Annotated in this window: 17 protein-coding genes, 1 tRNA gene and 1 other annotated feature; of the genes, 4 read left to right on the forward strand and 14 right to left on the reverse strand. The window is 35.6% G+C overall.

Annotation, left to right across the window (positions count from 1 at the left end; translation table 11 throughout):
• The 8 genes from D1B17_RS10555 to D1B17_RS10590 form a co-directional block, all read right to left on the reverse strand.
• Positions 1 to 1773 carry an LPXTG cell wall anchor domain-containing protein gene (locus D1B17_RS10555; RefSeq protein ID WP_120141768.1) on the reverse strand — a complete coding sequence of 591 codons (1773 nt, stop codon included), beginning with the start codon at positions 1771 to 1773 and terminating at the stop codon, positions 1 to 3.
• A gap of 320 nt (positions 1774 to 2093) precedes the next feature.
• Entirely contained in the window at positions 2094 to 2963 is an 870-nt protein-coding gene (locus D1B17_RS10560) for a DegV family protein (protein ID WP_120141767.1), read from the reverse strand.
• A gap of 113 nt (positions 2964 to 3076) precedes the next feature.
• Positions 3077 to 3415, reverse strand: a complete 339-nt coding sequence (locus D1B17_RS10565; RefSeq protein WP_120141766.1) for a phage scaffolding protein — start codon at positions 3413 to 3415, stop codon at positions 3077 to 3079.
• A 107-nt stretch (positions 3416 to 3522) separates the two neighbouring features.
• Positions 3523 to 3732, reverse strand: a complete 210-nt coding sequence (locus tag D1B17_RS10570; protein WP_120141765.1) for a hypothetical protein — start codon at positions 3730 to 3732, stop codon at positions 3523 to 3525.
• A 5-nt stretch (positions 3733 to 3737) separates the two neighbouring features.
• The gene (locus D1B17_RS10575; protein WP_120141764.1) at positions 3738 to 4088 is read right to left on the reverse strand and encodes a DUF6883 domain-containing protein; all 351 of its coding nucleotides are present in this window, start codon (positions 4086 to 4088) and stop codon (positions 3738 to 3740) included.
• A gap of 44 nt (positions 4089 to 4132) precedes the next feature.
• Positions 4133 to 4468, reverse strand: coding sequence for a phage minor capsid protein (locus D1B17_RS10580; protein ID WP_120141763.1), 336 nt, complete (start codon positions 4466 to 4468; stop codon positions 4133 to 4135).
• 216 nt (positions 4469 to 4684) lie between these two features.
• Positions 4685 to 4758 (reverse strand) — tRNA-Thr (locus tag D1B17_RS10585).
• Positions 4759 to 4813: 55 nt separating this feature from the next.
• On the reverse strand, positions 4814 to 5335 hold the full coding sequence (locus D1B17_RS10590) for an HdeD family acid-resistance protein (RefSeq protein WP_120141762.1): 522 nt from the start codon (positions 5333 to 5335) through the stop codon (positions 4814 to 4816).
• 114 nt (positions 5336 to 5449) lie between these two features.
• On the opposite strand from D1B17_RS10590, the gene D1B17_RS10595 reads away from it, so the two are divergent.
• Positions 5450 to 6100 carry a metal-dependent transcriptional regulator gene (locus D1B17_RS10595; protein ID WP_120141761.1) on the forward strand — a complete coding sequence of 217 codons (651 nt, stop codon included), beginning with the start codon at positions 5450 to 5452 and terminating at the stop codon, positions 6098 to 6100.
• A gap of 218 nt (positions 6101 to 6318) precedes the next feature.
• Here the strand turns inward: D1B17_RS10595 and D1B17_RS10600 are convergent, their stop codons facing one another.
• The 5 genes from D1B17_RS10600 to D1B17_RS10620 form a co-directional block, all read right to left on the reverse strand.
• Complete coding sequence (locus tag D1B17_RS10600) at positions 6319 to 6837, reverse strand: helix-turn-helix domain-containing protein (protein WP_120141760.1); 519 nt, start codon at positions 6835 to 6837, stop codon at positions 6319 to 6321.
• Positions 6838 to 7302: 465 nt separating this feature from the next.
• Positions 7303 to 8097 carry a DUF975 family protein gene (locus tag D1B17_RS10605; protein ID WP_120141759.1) on the reverse strand — a complete coding sequence of 265 codons (795 nt, stop codon included), beginning with the start codon at positions 8095 to 8097 and terminating at the stop codon, positions 7303 to 7305.
• A gap of 57 nt (positions 8098 to 8154) precedes the next feature.
• Positions 8155 to 9087 carry a DUF4097 family beta strand repeat-containing protein gene (locus D1B17_RS10610; protein ID WP_120141758.1) on the reverse strand — a complete coding sequence of 311 codons (933 nt, stop codon included), beginning with the start codon at positions 9085 to 9087 and terminating at the stop codon, positions 8155 to 8157.
• Positions 9080 to 9742, reverse strand: a complete 663-nt coding sequence (locus D1B17_RS10615) for a DUF1700 domain-containing protein (protein ID WP_120141757.1) — start codon at positions 9740 to 9742, stop codon at positions 9080 to 9082. The genes D1B17_RS10610 and D1B17_RS10615 overlap by 8 nt, the downstream gene beginning before the upstream one ends.
• Positions 9732 to 10049 carry a PadR family transcriptional regulator gene (locus D1B17_RS10620; RefSeq protein ID WP_120141756.1) on the reverse strand — a complete coding sequence of 106 codons (318 nt, stop codon included), beginning with the start codon at positions 10047 to 10049 and terminating at the stop codon, positions 9732 to 9734. Before D1B17_RS10620 ends, D1B17_RS10615 begins: the two co-directional genes overlap by 11 nt.
• Positions 10050 to 10557: 508 nt before the next feature.
• Positions 10558 to 10778 (forward strand) — a binding site (T-box leader).
• 168 nt (positions 10779 to 10946) lie between these two features.
• Here D1B17_RS10620 and D1B17_RS10625 point away from each other — a divergent pair.
• Genes D1B17_RS10625 through D1B17_RS10635 form a run of 3 tightly spaced genes read left to right on the forward strand, consistent with a single transcriptional unit; the run spans position 10947 to position 13143 of the window.
• A complete protein-coding gene (locus D1B17_RS10625; RefSeq protein WP_120141755.1) occupies positions 10947 to 11600 on the forward strand; it encodes an amino acid ABC transporter permease in 654 nt (217 codons plus the stop codon).
• 12 nt (positions 11601 to 11612) lie between these two features.
• Entirely contained in the window at positions 11613 to 12251 is a 639-nt protein-coding gene (locus D1B17_RS10630; protein WP_120141754.1) for an amino acid ABC transporter ATP-binding protein, read from the forward strand.
• 19 nt (positions 12252 to 12270) lie between these two features.
• Positions 12271 to 13143, forward strand: a complete 873-nt coding sequence (locus tag D1B17_RS10635; RefSeq protein WP_120141753.1) for an amino acid ABC transporter substrate-binding protein — start codon at positions 12271 to 12273, stop codon at positions 13141 to 13143.
• Here the strand turns inward: D1B17_RS10635 and D1B17_RS10640 are convergent.
• Positions 13135 to 14085 (reverse strand): ADP-ribosylglycohydrolase family protein, encoded by a 951-nt coding sequence (locus D1B17_RS10640; RefSeq protein WP_120141752.1) that lies wholly within the window; start codon positions 14083 to 14085, stop codon positions 13135 to 13137. The genes D1B17_RS10635 and D1B17_RS10640 overlap by 9 nt on opposite strands.
• Between the last annotated feature and the right edge of the window lie 56 nt (positions 14086 to 14141).

Genomic DNA, 14141 nt, shown 5'->3' on the forward strand with positions numbered 1-14141 from the left:
TTAATCTTCTTTTTTAATATGTGTAGCTTTCAAAATCAAACCAAATGCCAACACAATCAAACCAAGGATTGTTGCTAGAACACCATCAGTTTCACTTGTTTGTGGCAAGAGACCTGATTCATTTGCAGCATTAGTCTTAGGGTTTTGTGAGACATCTTTGTTATTACCGCCAACGTTTGGCAAAAGTCCATTGTTCAAATCACCATTAGGGTTAGTGCCTTCAGAACCACCATTGGTGATTAAGTCTCCACCTTCACCTAGGTCGTCTTCATCGGCATCCTTTTCCTCTTCGTTACCGTTGTTCTCTTCAGAATCTTTATCTTCTTTACCAGGTTCTTCAGTATCTGTTGTTTCATCGGGATCTTCACCTTCAGAACCACCTTCAACTAATTCACCAGTATCAGTATCGATATCTTCTTCCTCTTCTTCATCAGGATGTTCAACGTTCTCTTCATCCTCATTATCTTCTTCATCGGGAAGTTCAGGTAATTCTCCAGGGATTGTTACGATATGATCGTAATCAGTTTCGATATTAGAGTTATCTTGTAAGTCCCATCTGTGAGTTTCGGCATTAACAATGACTTTATCAGCCGCAATGTTACCATCCAAGTTAGAGTTAACTTCAATTTCAGCCTTTGGAGCTAAAACACTGCCTTGGAATGGACGGTTGATGTTAATGTGACCAGTGTAAAGCTTATCGTTAGCTGAACTGTCATAAAAGTTCCATAGCAAGTGATTATCGTCGAAAAATTCAGTTTCTTGATTAGGACGTTCAACGTTATTATTAGCTGTTCCGTCGTTGTAAATCAATTTAATTTGTGAATTAACATCGTATGGGTCGTTACCTTGGGTATCAACATTGATAATGATGTTAGTACCACCCTTATCAGCTGATAATCCATAAATATAGATTGGTGTATCTTTAGCAAGAACGCTAGGATCCAAGTTAATCACAATCTGATTATCATCGGTTACTTCATAATCTTCCAAGTTAATAACACGTTGGTTTTGATCAGGAAAATCAGAATCTGTAACGGTAACTTGTGGTGTCTTATTAGTAAGTGATGTTGATCTATTGCTTAAAAAGTTATCAAGATAGTTAGCAACATCAATATATTCATTGCCGTCTTTATCTTGGTAAATCTCTTGACTATTGATGTGATCCAAACTTGTTCCATTAATACTTGGACGTTGTTCGTTTGAGACATCAATATCATTGTCATTTCCAAAGACAACTTTGTTTTCACGAGTACTACCACTAGTTACAAATGAACTGTTGGCAATATTATGTGGACGTTGAATATATGAAACTTCCTTATCAACGCCACCTTCTTTAACATTAGTACCAAAGTTAACATTACCGTAGAAATCACCAACTGCAACATTACCATTCGTATGAGCATTCAAATGTGCTTCATTAGCGAAAATATGGAAATTAGATGCATAGCCTAATTGGTTTTGACCTTCATTATTGTAGTCATCACTAACATTTCCACCATCTTTAACTGCATCATTAGTTGCTTGTGTTGTTGCAGCGGTATTCGTAGATTGTGTTACCGCAGAATTATCAGCATTGGTAGTTTGTGTTGTTGACGCATTGCCAAGTGCATTATAAACTGTGCCCCCATTATTAGTATTCGTACTTGTGTTTTCAGAATTGACATTATTGTCAGTTGTGGCATCAGCATGTACAGTTGTACTCATTCCCATTAAAACTGCAGCGCTTACTACGACGCATGATAAAGCCCATTCTTTTCCCTTTTTCATTGACATAATTACTAAACCACCCTCATTAATTAAAGTAATTATTATCTGTAATAAATCTGGTAATAATTATATTCATGAAAATTATTACGCTACTCTAAAATATTGTCAAATAAGGATTTAGTTATACCTATCAATTTAAGAAGGTTATCCTAACAGAAATCTCAAGTCTAAAATAAACATAGCTTTTTCCACTTAACTCAAAAGACGCCAGCAATCCAAAATCGGATTACTGGCGCCTTTATTTTAATGATTGAAAGTCGAACATGTTTCGTTCCACTTTCATTTTTTTATTTTTCTATATCGTCGAATCGGGGAGGAATTCAACATTAAACTCGTGGAGCTTCACCCATAGCGAAGACTGCCACACAGCCAAATCCAGTATGGCTAGAGATAGTCATACCAATTGGATAAATTTGAATATCAGCTGTACTGACTTTCTCGATTATTCGTTCTTTAACAACTTCAGCAGCATCATAATCGCCACTGGTTGTGATTATAATTGGTTGACTCGGATTCTCCTGAATAATTCCAAGGGTTAAATCGGCCAACTCCAATAATGATTTTTTACGCGTTCTAGTTTTCATGGCAACTCTTAACTTGCCGCTAGGATCAACATCTAAAATAGGCTTAACTTTCAACAAAGTTCCAACAGTAGCTGAAGTTCTCGAAATACGCCCACCGTGATAAAGATAATTTAAATTATCAACAGTAATGTTTGAACGTAGACGCATTTTATTTTCGTCAAACCAGCTAACAAGTCCGTCTAAAGTTGCACCCGCTTTTTGCAATCGTATAGCCTTAAGGACCATTAAGCCCTCGCCACCACTGGCAGCTAAGGTATCAATGATTCTTATATCCGCCTCGGGGTAGCTTTCTAGCAACATTGACTTTGCTTGATGAGCACTTGACATTGAGCCGCTCAATCCACTAGAAAATCCAATATAAACAATTGACATTTTATTTTCAACGTATGGTTTAAAGAATTCAAAATATTCACCAACGTTAACTTGGGTTGTCGTGGGCATTATACCAGACTGTATCTTTTGATAAAATTCGTTAATATCATAACTTTTACCAAAATCATTGATCAAATCTTGATCACCAATCTTAGTGTGAAAACTGATTGCATCAACGTTACTTGCCTCCAAAGTTGCCAGTGGCAGGTCACATTCTGAATCAGTCAATATTTGATACATACCGCACACCTCCTAAAGTTTTATTAGTGATTTAATTACAATTTGTACTTAAGCCACTGAATAATAATACCATTTATTTTGGTTTTGTAAACTATATTATCTAGTTTTTGAAACTAGGTATACATTATAAGATTTCTAATACGCGTATCCTTGAGATAGTTATTAACCGCATTATCCTGCTTAACCTGTAATAAATTAGAAGCTGCGCTCTCATCATTTTCCTTGATAGTAGATTGAAGATTTTCAATTTGATTATTTAAATCATCGCTGTTATTAGCCTTTTTCGTTAAGACCTCTGATTTGGTCTTCGACTGTGACTTTAAGCTATCTCTTTCTTGTTCAGCTAATGCAAGTTTAGAGTTGCTGTCTTGAACATCTTTACCATATTCAGTCATGACCTTTTCGATAACTTCATCCGTTAAACCTAAATCTTTTAAAAATTCTCTTTTCATGCTAATCTCCTTTACGTTTTTAATACGGTGCAACGACACCGATAGAATTTATTGCATAAAAATAAGCAGTTTAATGACTTACTCAGGTCAAATAAAAAATACCCAGATTACTTATCTAGATATTCAGGTAATTTATATTCAATTATATCTTCATTATTTGCAGCAAACGAATCATCATTATCACATTGGGAATGGGGATAATATTCAACTAAATAATTAGGTTTTTTACCATCATCATACACTTCAACAATAGTACCGGTAATTCCATCTTTAGTTTTAATCCATGTAAATTCTGGCAAAAATGTTCTAATTTTCATATCTACTATCCTTTCTTTTTATGATTAACAAATATACTAGTTAGTCTTAATTCACCACTCTGTGCATCCTTAATCCACGCGGTACAAACCTCTCTGATATTTTTATTAGGTCCCTTTATAGGCATATCAATTCTATATCTTTGTCCACTACCATTATCAGATTGAGGAATAGCTTCGTACTTTGTAATGCCATTATATACCTTATCCATCAAATCGGTATAGTTATTTAAATCATATCCTAGTGCAGATTCAAATACCTTTGTCTTATTAGCTCCACCACTTTTTATAGCAGTAGTAGCAAGTGCGTATTTTGTTAATTTTTCTTTTGGAAATACTGCATTCTTGGCATCAGGCATAATATATTTTTCAGTATTGGTTACTACTCTAAGGCCCGTTGCTTTTATTGAATATCACCACTCTTGATGGCTTTTTCAGTATTAGGATGCTTAAATGGATTGGTACTCACACCCTCGATAAATAGATACAAAGAATGATGGCAATTAATTTCTTGAGTTCCAGCAGGCTCACCATATCCATGATTGTAGATAGAATCATATTTAGGATTGTATCTTGGAGCACTAGATGGGACTGTATTAACTATTTTCCCTTGAATCGGTGCACATGCTGGACGTGAAGCAGCATGACTGGACATTGCAGCAAGTGTCACATCGTACTCACTCATTGTGGACATCCTAACCTGATTAAATGTGCTATGTGCTGTGGTGTTAATAACCATTCGGCTATAACCTTCAAGCAACCAACTTAATAAAAAGATACTCTTTTAATTGAACTACTAGAAAACTTCCCTGATGAACTAGGCTTATTATTTATTAAATATTGGAAAAAAATGTCTATATAAACTTTTGAGATGAATAAAAAGGCCAAAAACACTAACTTAATAGTATTTCTAGCCTTCATAATTGGAACCCAATGTTTTAGAGATTTTTTGATAAGCCGTCTATCGGATTTGAACCGACGACCCCCACCTTACCATGGTGATGCTCTACCTATCTGAGCTAAGACGGCATAAACACTCTCTACATTTTAGCAAATTTTCTAAATGTAGAAAATGCTTTTTAAATTAAAATGCTTCAATAATTTCGGCAATTCCTGTAGCAAAAAAGAAGAATGCCAACATGAAGACGATGAAGCTTCCAGCCAAAACTGGATTAAACAATAAGATGATTGCGAACAATAAGTTCAGACAAGCTAAAATCACGATTAAAATATAATACTTTTTACCAAAGAAGTGGTAGAACCGCGATGTGAAAATCTGAAAAATTGCATCTAATAGGAACCAAATAGCAAACATATACACAATGACGACGATTCCTACTTTAACATTTGAAATAAAAATAATACCGATAATAATATTAACAACGGCCGAAAAAATGGTCCAACCACTGCGGACACCTAGAAATCGAGTCATTTGTGATCCAAACCACAATTGATAAACCCCACGCAAAATTACGAAAGCCCCGAAGATAACCGCAATAGTTGATAAACTATTCAACGGATACCAAATCACTAAGTAGCCAGCATATAACGAAATTAGCCCAATAATAAAACCGAACCAGTCAAAACGACGCTTAGGTTCACTCATAAATATCCCTCCTCTCTCGAAAATATTTTAACATTATCCATTATCAAAGTTGAATGATATGCGCTATAATAGAGGGGCTAATAATATTATTAGGTCAAACGAAAGGTTGTAAAATTGTCCCCTAACAAAGAAAATTATCTTAAAACTATTTATGAACTAAATTATGATTTCACTAAAATAACTAACAAACGTATTTCCGAGATCATGAACGTATCTGCACCATCAGTCACAGAAATGCTAAATGCTTTAGCTAGTGAAGGATACTTGACACACTCACCATATAACAAGATTGTTTTAACTCCCAAAGGAAATAAAGTGTCTGAAAAGTTAGTGCGGACACATCGTCTCTGGGAAGTCTTTTTACATGAATGTCTAAAGTATCCGGTTGACAATGTTCATCATAACGCCGATGCACTTGAACATGCTTCAGATGAAGATCTCATCAATCACCTGAATGATTTTCTTAATCAACCACAACGCTGTCCACATGGTGGAATTATTCCTGGTAATGGTCAAGGTGAAACTGATGCCGATGATAAACTGCTCAGCATGATTCCTGATGGTGACAAAGTTCAGATTGTCAGAGTTTCTGATAATTATGATTTCTTACAATACTTTGGTAGTTTAAATCTCGAAATTGACGATACAATTGAAGTTATCAAACACGAAAAATTTGATAATTCGCTTGTTGTTCGTAAAGAAGATGGAACAAATATTACGATTGGTGCGAAAGCTATCGATTATATTTTCGTTGAAAATAGATAATTAAATATTACGAGAGTGGAACAAAACGTGTTCAGCTTTCGAGCATTAAGACAAATAGCGCTAGTAATCCTATGGGATTGCTGGCGCTATTTGTTTTAAGCGGAAAAAGCTATGTTTTGTTCCACATTTATGCTGCACCTTTGAGGAAAAACAGTTATGTAACAGACCATTCAGGCATTAAAATACGTACTTTTTACAACTTTTACTTTACATAAATTCTAATGGTTATTAAATCCTGTAACAAAGCCTGTCCAAAAGCTATAGACATTAGGCCACATGACTAAAGCCAGCCAGATGATACCTAAAATAACTGTCCATTTGGAAATAATCTTATCAATGTTTTTCCACTTGATACTCCATGCGAAAGCGACAAATGAAATGGTCGTTGGCAAAATTAACCAATCATTTAACTTACTTTCCGAAATATGAAATATTCCTGATGAAATAATAAAAGCGACCAAAGCTAAAACAATACCAACAATCGTAATCAACAATGCTTTATTGATTTTAGAATCATGTTCAAATTTTTCCATAAGAGTAGTATCTCCTTTAATCAATTCATCTAAAGAGATATCAAACAATTCACTAATGGCAATGACATTGGCAAAACTAGGCAAAGCAGCCCCACTTTCCCATTTAGAAATCGACTGACGTGAAATATTAAGTTTCCGCGCCAAATCTTCTTGAGACATATTACGTTGTTTGCGTTGAAATTGAAGTTGCTTACCTATTTCCATGTATATCTCCTCGATTCATTGTCAGAATAAAGCATTCAACCAAAGTTTACTAGCACCGTTTGGTTGCATTACACTCAGGCGTTATAACGATGTGATTTTTAACTGACTATTTATATGCCTTGTCCGTTCTTTAATTACAACTTGCTTATTTTGAATATACAACATATTTTTAACACAAAACATAGCTTTTTTTGTCTAAAAAATTAAACCTGCAATCCCATCGGGATTCTTTCTCAATTTTGATTATAGAATCGAATATAAAAAAGCTAGATATGTTTTCCTGATATACTTCCAGAAAAAATATCTAGCCTTTTGATTATGTTAAATCTAAAATCACATAGCACTTTTTATCGAATTAGTTAGTTACATCATATAAAAAGTAACAAATATATTAGTCTCTGGGTGCAAGAAATGTTGGCGCCCAGAGACGGCAACTAACCAAATTTAAGAAAGAACCTCACATTTTTAAGAATTTTTTTGATTATTTTCTAAAACCTTTTGATAAAAAATTGCCATCGTTAACTGTTCATAAGGTTGCAACCAAATAGACAACAACTCATGTGTCATAGCGTTCAAAATTTCCCAGAAAAAGAATTCCAAGCACAATGAGAAATATGCCCATTTATAGCCCCGCATCAAAACAGCACTACGATTGAACGTTGAAAATGCCATTCTTAACGTCCACTTACCTTGATCTTCAACATCATCCTTAAAGACTAAAAAGACTTGTGAGAAAATCATCAGAAACCAAATTCCCGGAATGATGTACAGCATGAAGCCTGCTTCTAGAAACAGTGCGAATAATGCTGTAATAAAAATCATTGGAAAGAAGTATCGTCCGGAAAAAGTTTGTAAACTGTCACGTAACGCATTGACTTGATAATCTGGATTTCGATATTTCTCCAAGGCTGTATATGATACACCAACACAAACCATAATGAAGAAAAACATAAACGCATAGACGATAACACTTGTTTCTGGTGTCAACGTCAACATATATTTACTAGCAGAACTTGGATTACTAGCCATATCATTTGAAATTTCTGTCAAACGGCGGGTGGTTTGTCCAGGATCAGCCAAATTGACATTTAAATTTGCCATCCAAGTAGTATAAAGCTTTGTTCCAAAAAAGACTGCCAAGAACCTCAATAAGATTGGAATTACATTTAAGGAAATATTTCCCCTAATGTCTTTTCGAAAAGCATGGTGTGCTTCTCGGCGAATTTCTATGGCAGATATTCGATTATAGTTATTATTCATCAACATCCCTCACACTCAATAACGCCATTATAACAAAGTTGACTATAACAACCTAATCTACTTAATTGTAATTGTTCCTTTTGTTGCTTTCACATCTAGCAAGTTTGTTTCATCAGTCTTATTTTCAAAACTTGTTCCATAACTCTTATCGAAATATCGCACGATTCCTTTATCAGTATTCAACTTCAAGCCATCAACAGTTAACTTTTCACCTGTAAAGCGACCTTTATTAAGGATTCTGACTTTATTTTTATTCATTAAAGTTGTCTTGGAAATTTCAACCTTGCCATGATTAACAAAAGCCTTGAGTGAATCAATATTCGAACTCTCAATATCCATATTTGACTGATCTAAATTAATATTAGCATTCTTCAAAGTCGTATTCTCTGACTCAACTTCTGAATAGGCACTGCCTGTTAACGATAAATTAGTAATATTAGAATTCTTCATTTCTAACTCGGCGTTATACAAACTAAGTTTATCAACGTTATGAATCGTTACGTCATTCAACTCTAAATCAGCGTCATAATCCATATCTTTTGCCGTTTTAATCAAATTATTTATCGTTACATCACTAATGCTGATCTTACTATTAGCCGTTTTCAAATTAACATTATCCAATGTTTTGTTCATTGGAATCGTAATTGTGATTTTCTCACGTCCTAAAACATCAACACCAACGCGGCCCTTTCTAGTGCTACCAAGCACGGTTAAAGTACCATCTTTTACCTTATAAGTTGGAGCTTGAGATCTGTCACCATCAATATGAATTTTATAACGGTCACCAAACTTAATACTTACGTTAGCATCTCGGCCTTCAACATAAATATTTTTGAAATCATCCAAGGGATAAGTTTCATTTTTTACTTGGGCAACTTTGAAACCATGGTCCCAAATAACGGAGCGATTAGCACCCATCAGAATACCACCTAAAAGCAAAATACCACCAATAACTAATAAGTAAAAACCAGTCACAAAATACTTACGCATTTTCCTTTTCCCCCTTCATTGGAGTTTTTCGACCGTGTAATAGTTTCTTACCTAACCAACGGAAGAAAATGACAATCACACTAAAGAACCATTTTAATAACGCCACGATGATAGGAATCACGAAGAAATCTACCCCTAGAATCAATAATCCAATTCCGACGTAAAAAATAGTTGTTCCAAAGGATTGGAAAATAACCGACAATCCCATGAAAATGGCACCTATACCACCGACAACTGACATTGCTATCGTAAATAAAAATAGGAGTACAAATAGAACACCTAAACCAAGGAATAGCAAAATCAATGGAATTAAGATGATAGCAATCAAAATGGCAACTGGAGAAGCCATCAGAGCTAAAATAACTAAGCCAATCATCTTCAAGTTTTTGGAAAAGCGCTCATTACTAGTCATCTGTCCGTTATTAACATTTTGATAATTTTCCTCGGACATTTTGATGGAATAATCTGCTAAAACCTTTCGTGCTAAGTGTTTAGGCGTTCCCAATTCGTTGATAATTGCGTCTGACGTCTGTAAATTTGCATCAATGATATATTCACGATAAAACTCAAGTACATCTTGTTTTTCTTTATCATCCAATGGATGTAGATATATTTCAAATTCATCAATATAAGAATCGATTACTTTATTCTTCATTTTTCCCCTCCAAGATAGCATCCGTAGCTGCCTTTAATTCTTGCCAATTACTTCGTATTTCTTCTAAGCGTTCTAAACCCTGATCAGTAATTTTGTAGTAACGACGATTACGACCCTCATAGGCCTCATCGTATGTACTCAACCAGTCCTCTTTTTTCAGACGACGTAAAATTGGATACATGGTCGATTCTGAGATAGGAAAAACCTTTTTAATCTCTCTTGTAATTGCATAACCGTAGTAATCCTCTTTAGTCAACAGAGCTAAAACTGAACCCTCAAGAATCTCAGTCGAAACTTGAATTGCCATATTATCTCCTCGTTTCTATAATATTATACGTCGTATAATATGATTTCATTAACAATATAATATAAAAAAGGGTGTGTGTCAATTTTGCCACCTCCAGAAGCAAGAAATTCGTTGATTCTAATAACTAATCAGGGAAATTAAGCGTCACAGTATAAAATTGATGATTTTTTTACGTAATAATTGAATTTCCATAAATTAAATCACTTTTCGAAGATTTCAATCTCTTGTTATTAAAATACTAAATCATAAAAAACAACCTATTAGTTCGGAAGAGCGGGAAAAGTTAACTGGCTGTGAAAGTGGCGTTATGGCTTTAGCCATTACACCACCGGGCGTGTTTGGAGATTTGCGATTTCCAGCAAAGCTTCAAACCGAGGCCTGAGACACACGGCTTGCGCCGGTCCGCATAGCCAGTTAACTTTTCCCGCTCTGGAGACGGCATCATTAAATAAACCTTGACTTTATTTCTCATAGGACGTAAGATGATTTCAACATTTTAAAACAAATAGAAAAAACGACGACAGAAGAGTAATCAAGCAAATCAGTTCAGAGAGTCAACGGTGGTGTGAGTTGACCTGATTCTTGACGAAACACATCTGTAAGTTGAATGATTGAAACAAGTAGGTCATTTCGGTAGCCCCGTTACAGCTGAAGTTATTGTAACTTCATGAGTCTAATATCGTGAGATATTAGTAACCAGAGGTGGTACCGCGAATAGTCGCCCTCTTAGTCATTTTGACTAAGGGGGCTTTTTTATTTTATTTGCGATCTTACAATAACTTTTTGAGGTCAGTATCGTGAGGTACTGGCAAACTCGAGGTGGAACCACGTCAAAGACGTCCTCTAGCACTTTTGCTAGCGGACGTCTTTTTTTATTTGTTAAAGGGGAGAAAAATTATGATGAATTATATCTTGGAAATTTTACCGTCATTATTAAGCGGAACAATGATGACTTTAAAAGTCTTCTTTTGGACAATTATTTGTTCATTACCATTGGGAATACTAGTCTCATTGGGTCGCAGTTCTAAATTCAAGCCACTAAGTTGGCTATTATCATTTTACATTTGGGTCATGCGTGGTACGCCATTGCTATTACAATTAATTTTCGTCTTCTATGGTTTACCTAATATGCCGTTCGCACATATTGTTTTTGAAAGATATGACGCCGCACTCTTTGCCTTTATTCTTAATTACACTGCCTACTTCGCCGAAATTTTCCGTGGTGGTTTTGGAACTATTAGTAAAGGACAATTCGAGGGTGCCAAGGTACTTGGTTTAAATTACTGGCAAACAATTCGAAAAATCATTATTCCTCAAGTTGTCAAAATTGTTTTACCTTCAATTGGAAATGAAGTCATCAACTTGGTTAAGGATTCATCATTAGTTTACGTAATTGGTTTAGGTGATCTCTTACGTGCCGGAAACATTGCTAGTTCCCGTGACGTTACCCTACTACCGCTAGTCTTGGTTGGTATCATTTACTTACTATTAACCCTTGTCTGCACTTGGCTTTTGAAAGTCTTGGAAAAACGTTTTAGTTATTACCGTTAGGAGAGAAAAAATATGTTGAAATTAGAGAATATTACAAAAAGTTTCGATGGTAAAACCATTCTAAATAATTTAAATCTTGAAGTTGAGGACAATTCTATTCTCAGTATCGTTGGACCTAGTGGAGCTGGTAAAACTACTCTTCTACGTTGTATCGCCGGACTTGAAAAAGTTGATTCCGGAACTTTCTCACTCAATGGAAAACCTTTTGATCCTGCAGACGAATCAGCTAAAGAACGTGTCATCGGCGTTGTTTTCCAAGATTTCAATCTCTTCCCTCATCTATCAGTTATGGAAAATATCGCTCTAGCTCCCGAGATGGTACTCAAACAAGACAAAAAAACTGCTCAAAAAAATGTAGATGACTTGTTAGCCCAATTAGGTTTGACTAGCTTAAAAAACCAATACCCATTTGAATTATCCGGCGGTCAAAAACAACGTGTCGCCATTGCCCGTGCTTTAGCCATGAAGCCACAAATACTTTGTTATGACGAACCAACATCAGCTCTTGATCCAAGCTTGCGTGATACTGTAGCTCAAATTATTCTCGACTTAAAGAACACCGGTATCACACAGATTGTCATTACCCATGATCCAACTTTTGCCAAAAAAATAGCTGATCAACTACTCGAAGTTAAACCACTAAATAATTAATCATAGGGGGATTAATAACATGAAGAAAAAGATTTTTATACTTTTAAGCTTATTAGCCTTCTTTAGTCTAACTTTAGCTGGTTGTAGCGGCAGCCAAAAATCAGTTGCACAAGAGGCTAACACCACTGATACATGGTCTCATATCAAAAAGCGTGGCCGAGTCATTATCGGTTTAGACGATACCTTTGTGCCAATGGGTTTTCGTGAAAAAGACGGTAAACTAGTCGGCTACGATATTGATTTAGCTAAAGCTGTTTTTAAGCAATATGGTATTAAAGCTGACTTTCAGCCGATTGATTGGAATATGAAAGAAACCGAATTGCGTAATCGGACAATTGACTTAATTTGGAACGGTTATACTATTACTCCCGCTCGTCAAAAACAATTGCTTTTCTCACGTCCATACATGGCTAACCGACAAGTATTGGTTACTAAGACAGCCGAAAAAATCACATCGTTTAAAGGTATGGCTGGTAAAACGCTGGGGGTCCAAACTAGTTCTTCTGGTGCCAGTTTGTTAGACGAACACCCAACGATGTTAAAAAATTATATCAAGGGCAAGACCCCAGTACTTTACGACTCTTTCAATAACGCCTTAATGGATCTTGATGCTAACCGGATTCAAGGACTTTTAATCGATAGTGTCTACGCTGGTTACTACATTAGTAAAGAAAAAGACCCTGCATCTTATCATGTAACTGCTGGCGGATTTGATGGTGAAGACTTTGCTGTTGGTATGCGTAAAGGTGACAAAACCTTAAAGAAAAAAATTGACCAAGGATTGCAGGAATTAGCCAACAAGGGCGAATTACAACGAATCAACAAAAAGTGGTTTGGTAATTCTGATAACTCCTTAATTAAACCCGAAAATAAAAAGAAGCCTCTAGACTAATGCCCTAGAAGCTTCTTTTTTTGCGAATGGCACAATAATGCTAGCCAGTAATTCTGGATTTCTTAGTTGATTTTTCCATTCTGCTTTGACACTATCTTTCAAGTTCTCACAACTACTAATTGTTGCTGTAAGACTCGCTATCGTGTCCGTATCGTCGCCTAAATTGACGGCTAAAATAATTGCATTATCAATACTCGTGCTATTCAACACACACCAAACACTAGCTAATAAACTATCTACAACATAGCCAGTAGATTTGATTTCTTTTCGTAAAGTCATTCCAAAATTATTTTGAAAGACTTCATCATATTTTGGTAATTCTGCCAGTTCATCTGGACGATTTTGCAAAGCTTGATTTAATTGGTCTGGCAAACGGTCTAAAACTGACCGTAATGCATAGCCATTCAATAAGCCGTGCAAAATTTCTAAATAAATGTAACTACCAACAATAGCTCGTGGATGACGGTGTGTTAAACAAGTATATTCATATGTTGCTTGCAGGCGCTTTTGCAAATCTGGTTCGTCTGCCAAATGAATCGCTAACGGAGCAAGGCGCATCAAAGCTCCATTGCCGTTAGCATATACGCTTGGATCGCCACATTCCAAAGCAGAATAATGATTAACTGACCAATTTCTAACTGCTTTAGCACACGAATGGCCAATTCCGAATGCTAAATTGTCTGGTGTATATTCGTTGTGAAACATGTAATTCTCGAACTTTTTCATCAATTGCTCATAATCGCCGCCGGCCGTTAAATTCTCCATCAGTGGCAAGGTAAATGACGTATCATCTGACCAGCTTCCTGCAGGTTGTTCCCACGTGCCACCAGCAGTCATTGAATTAATATAATAAGAATCACGTTTTGCAAACTCAACAGGAACTCCCAATGCATCCCCGACTACACCAGCGTACAAAATATTTTCAATTTGACGCTTTTGCAATAATACTCATCTCCCGTTTAAAAAAGCTGAGACTAAATTATTCATCTAGTCTCAGT

The organism is Companilactobacillus zhachilii, assembly GCF_003606365.2.
Classification (GTDB): Bacteria; Bacillota; Bacilli; order Lactobacillales; family Lactobacillaceae; genus Companilactobacillus; species Companilactobacillus zhachilii.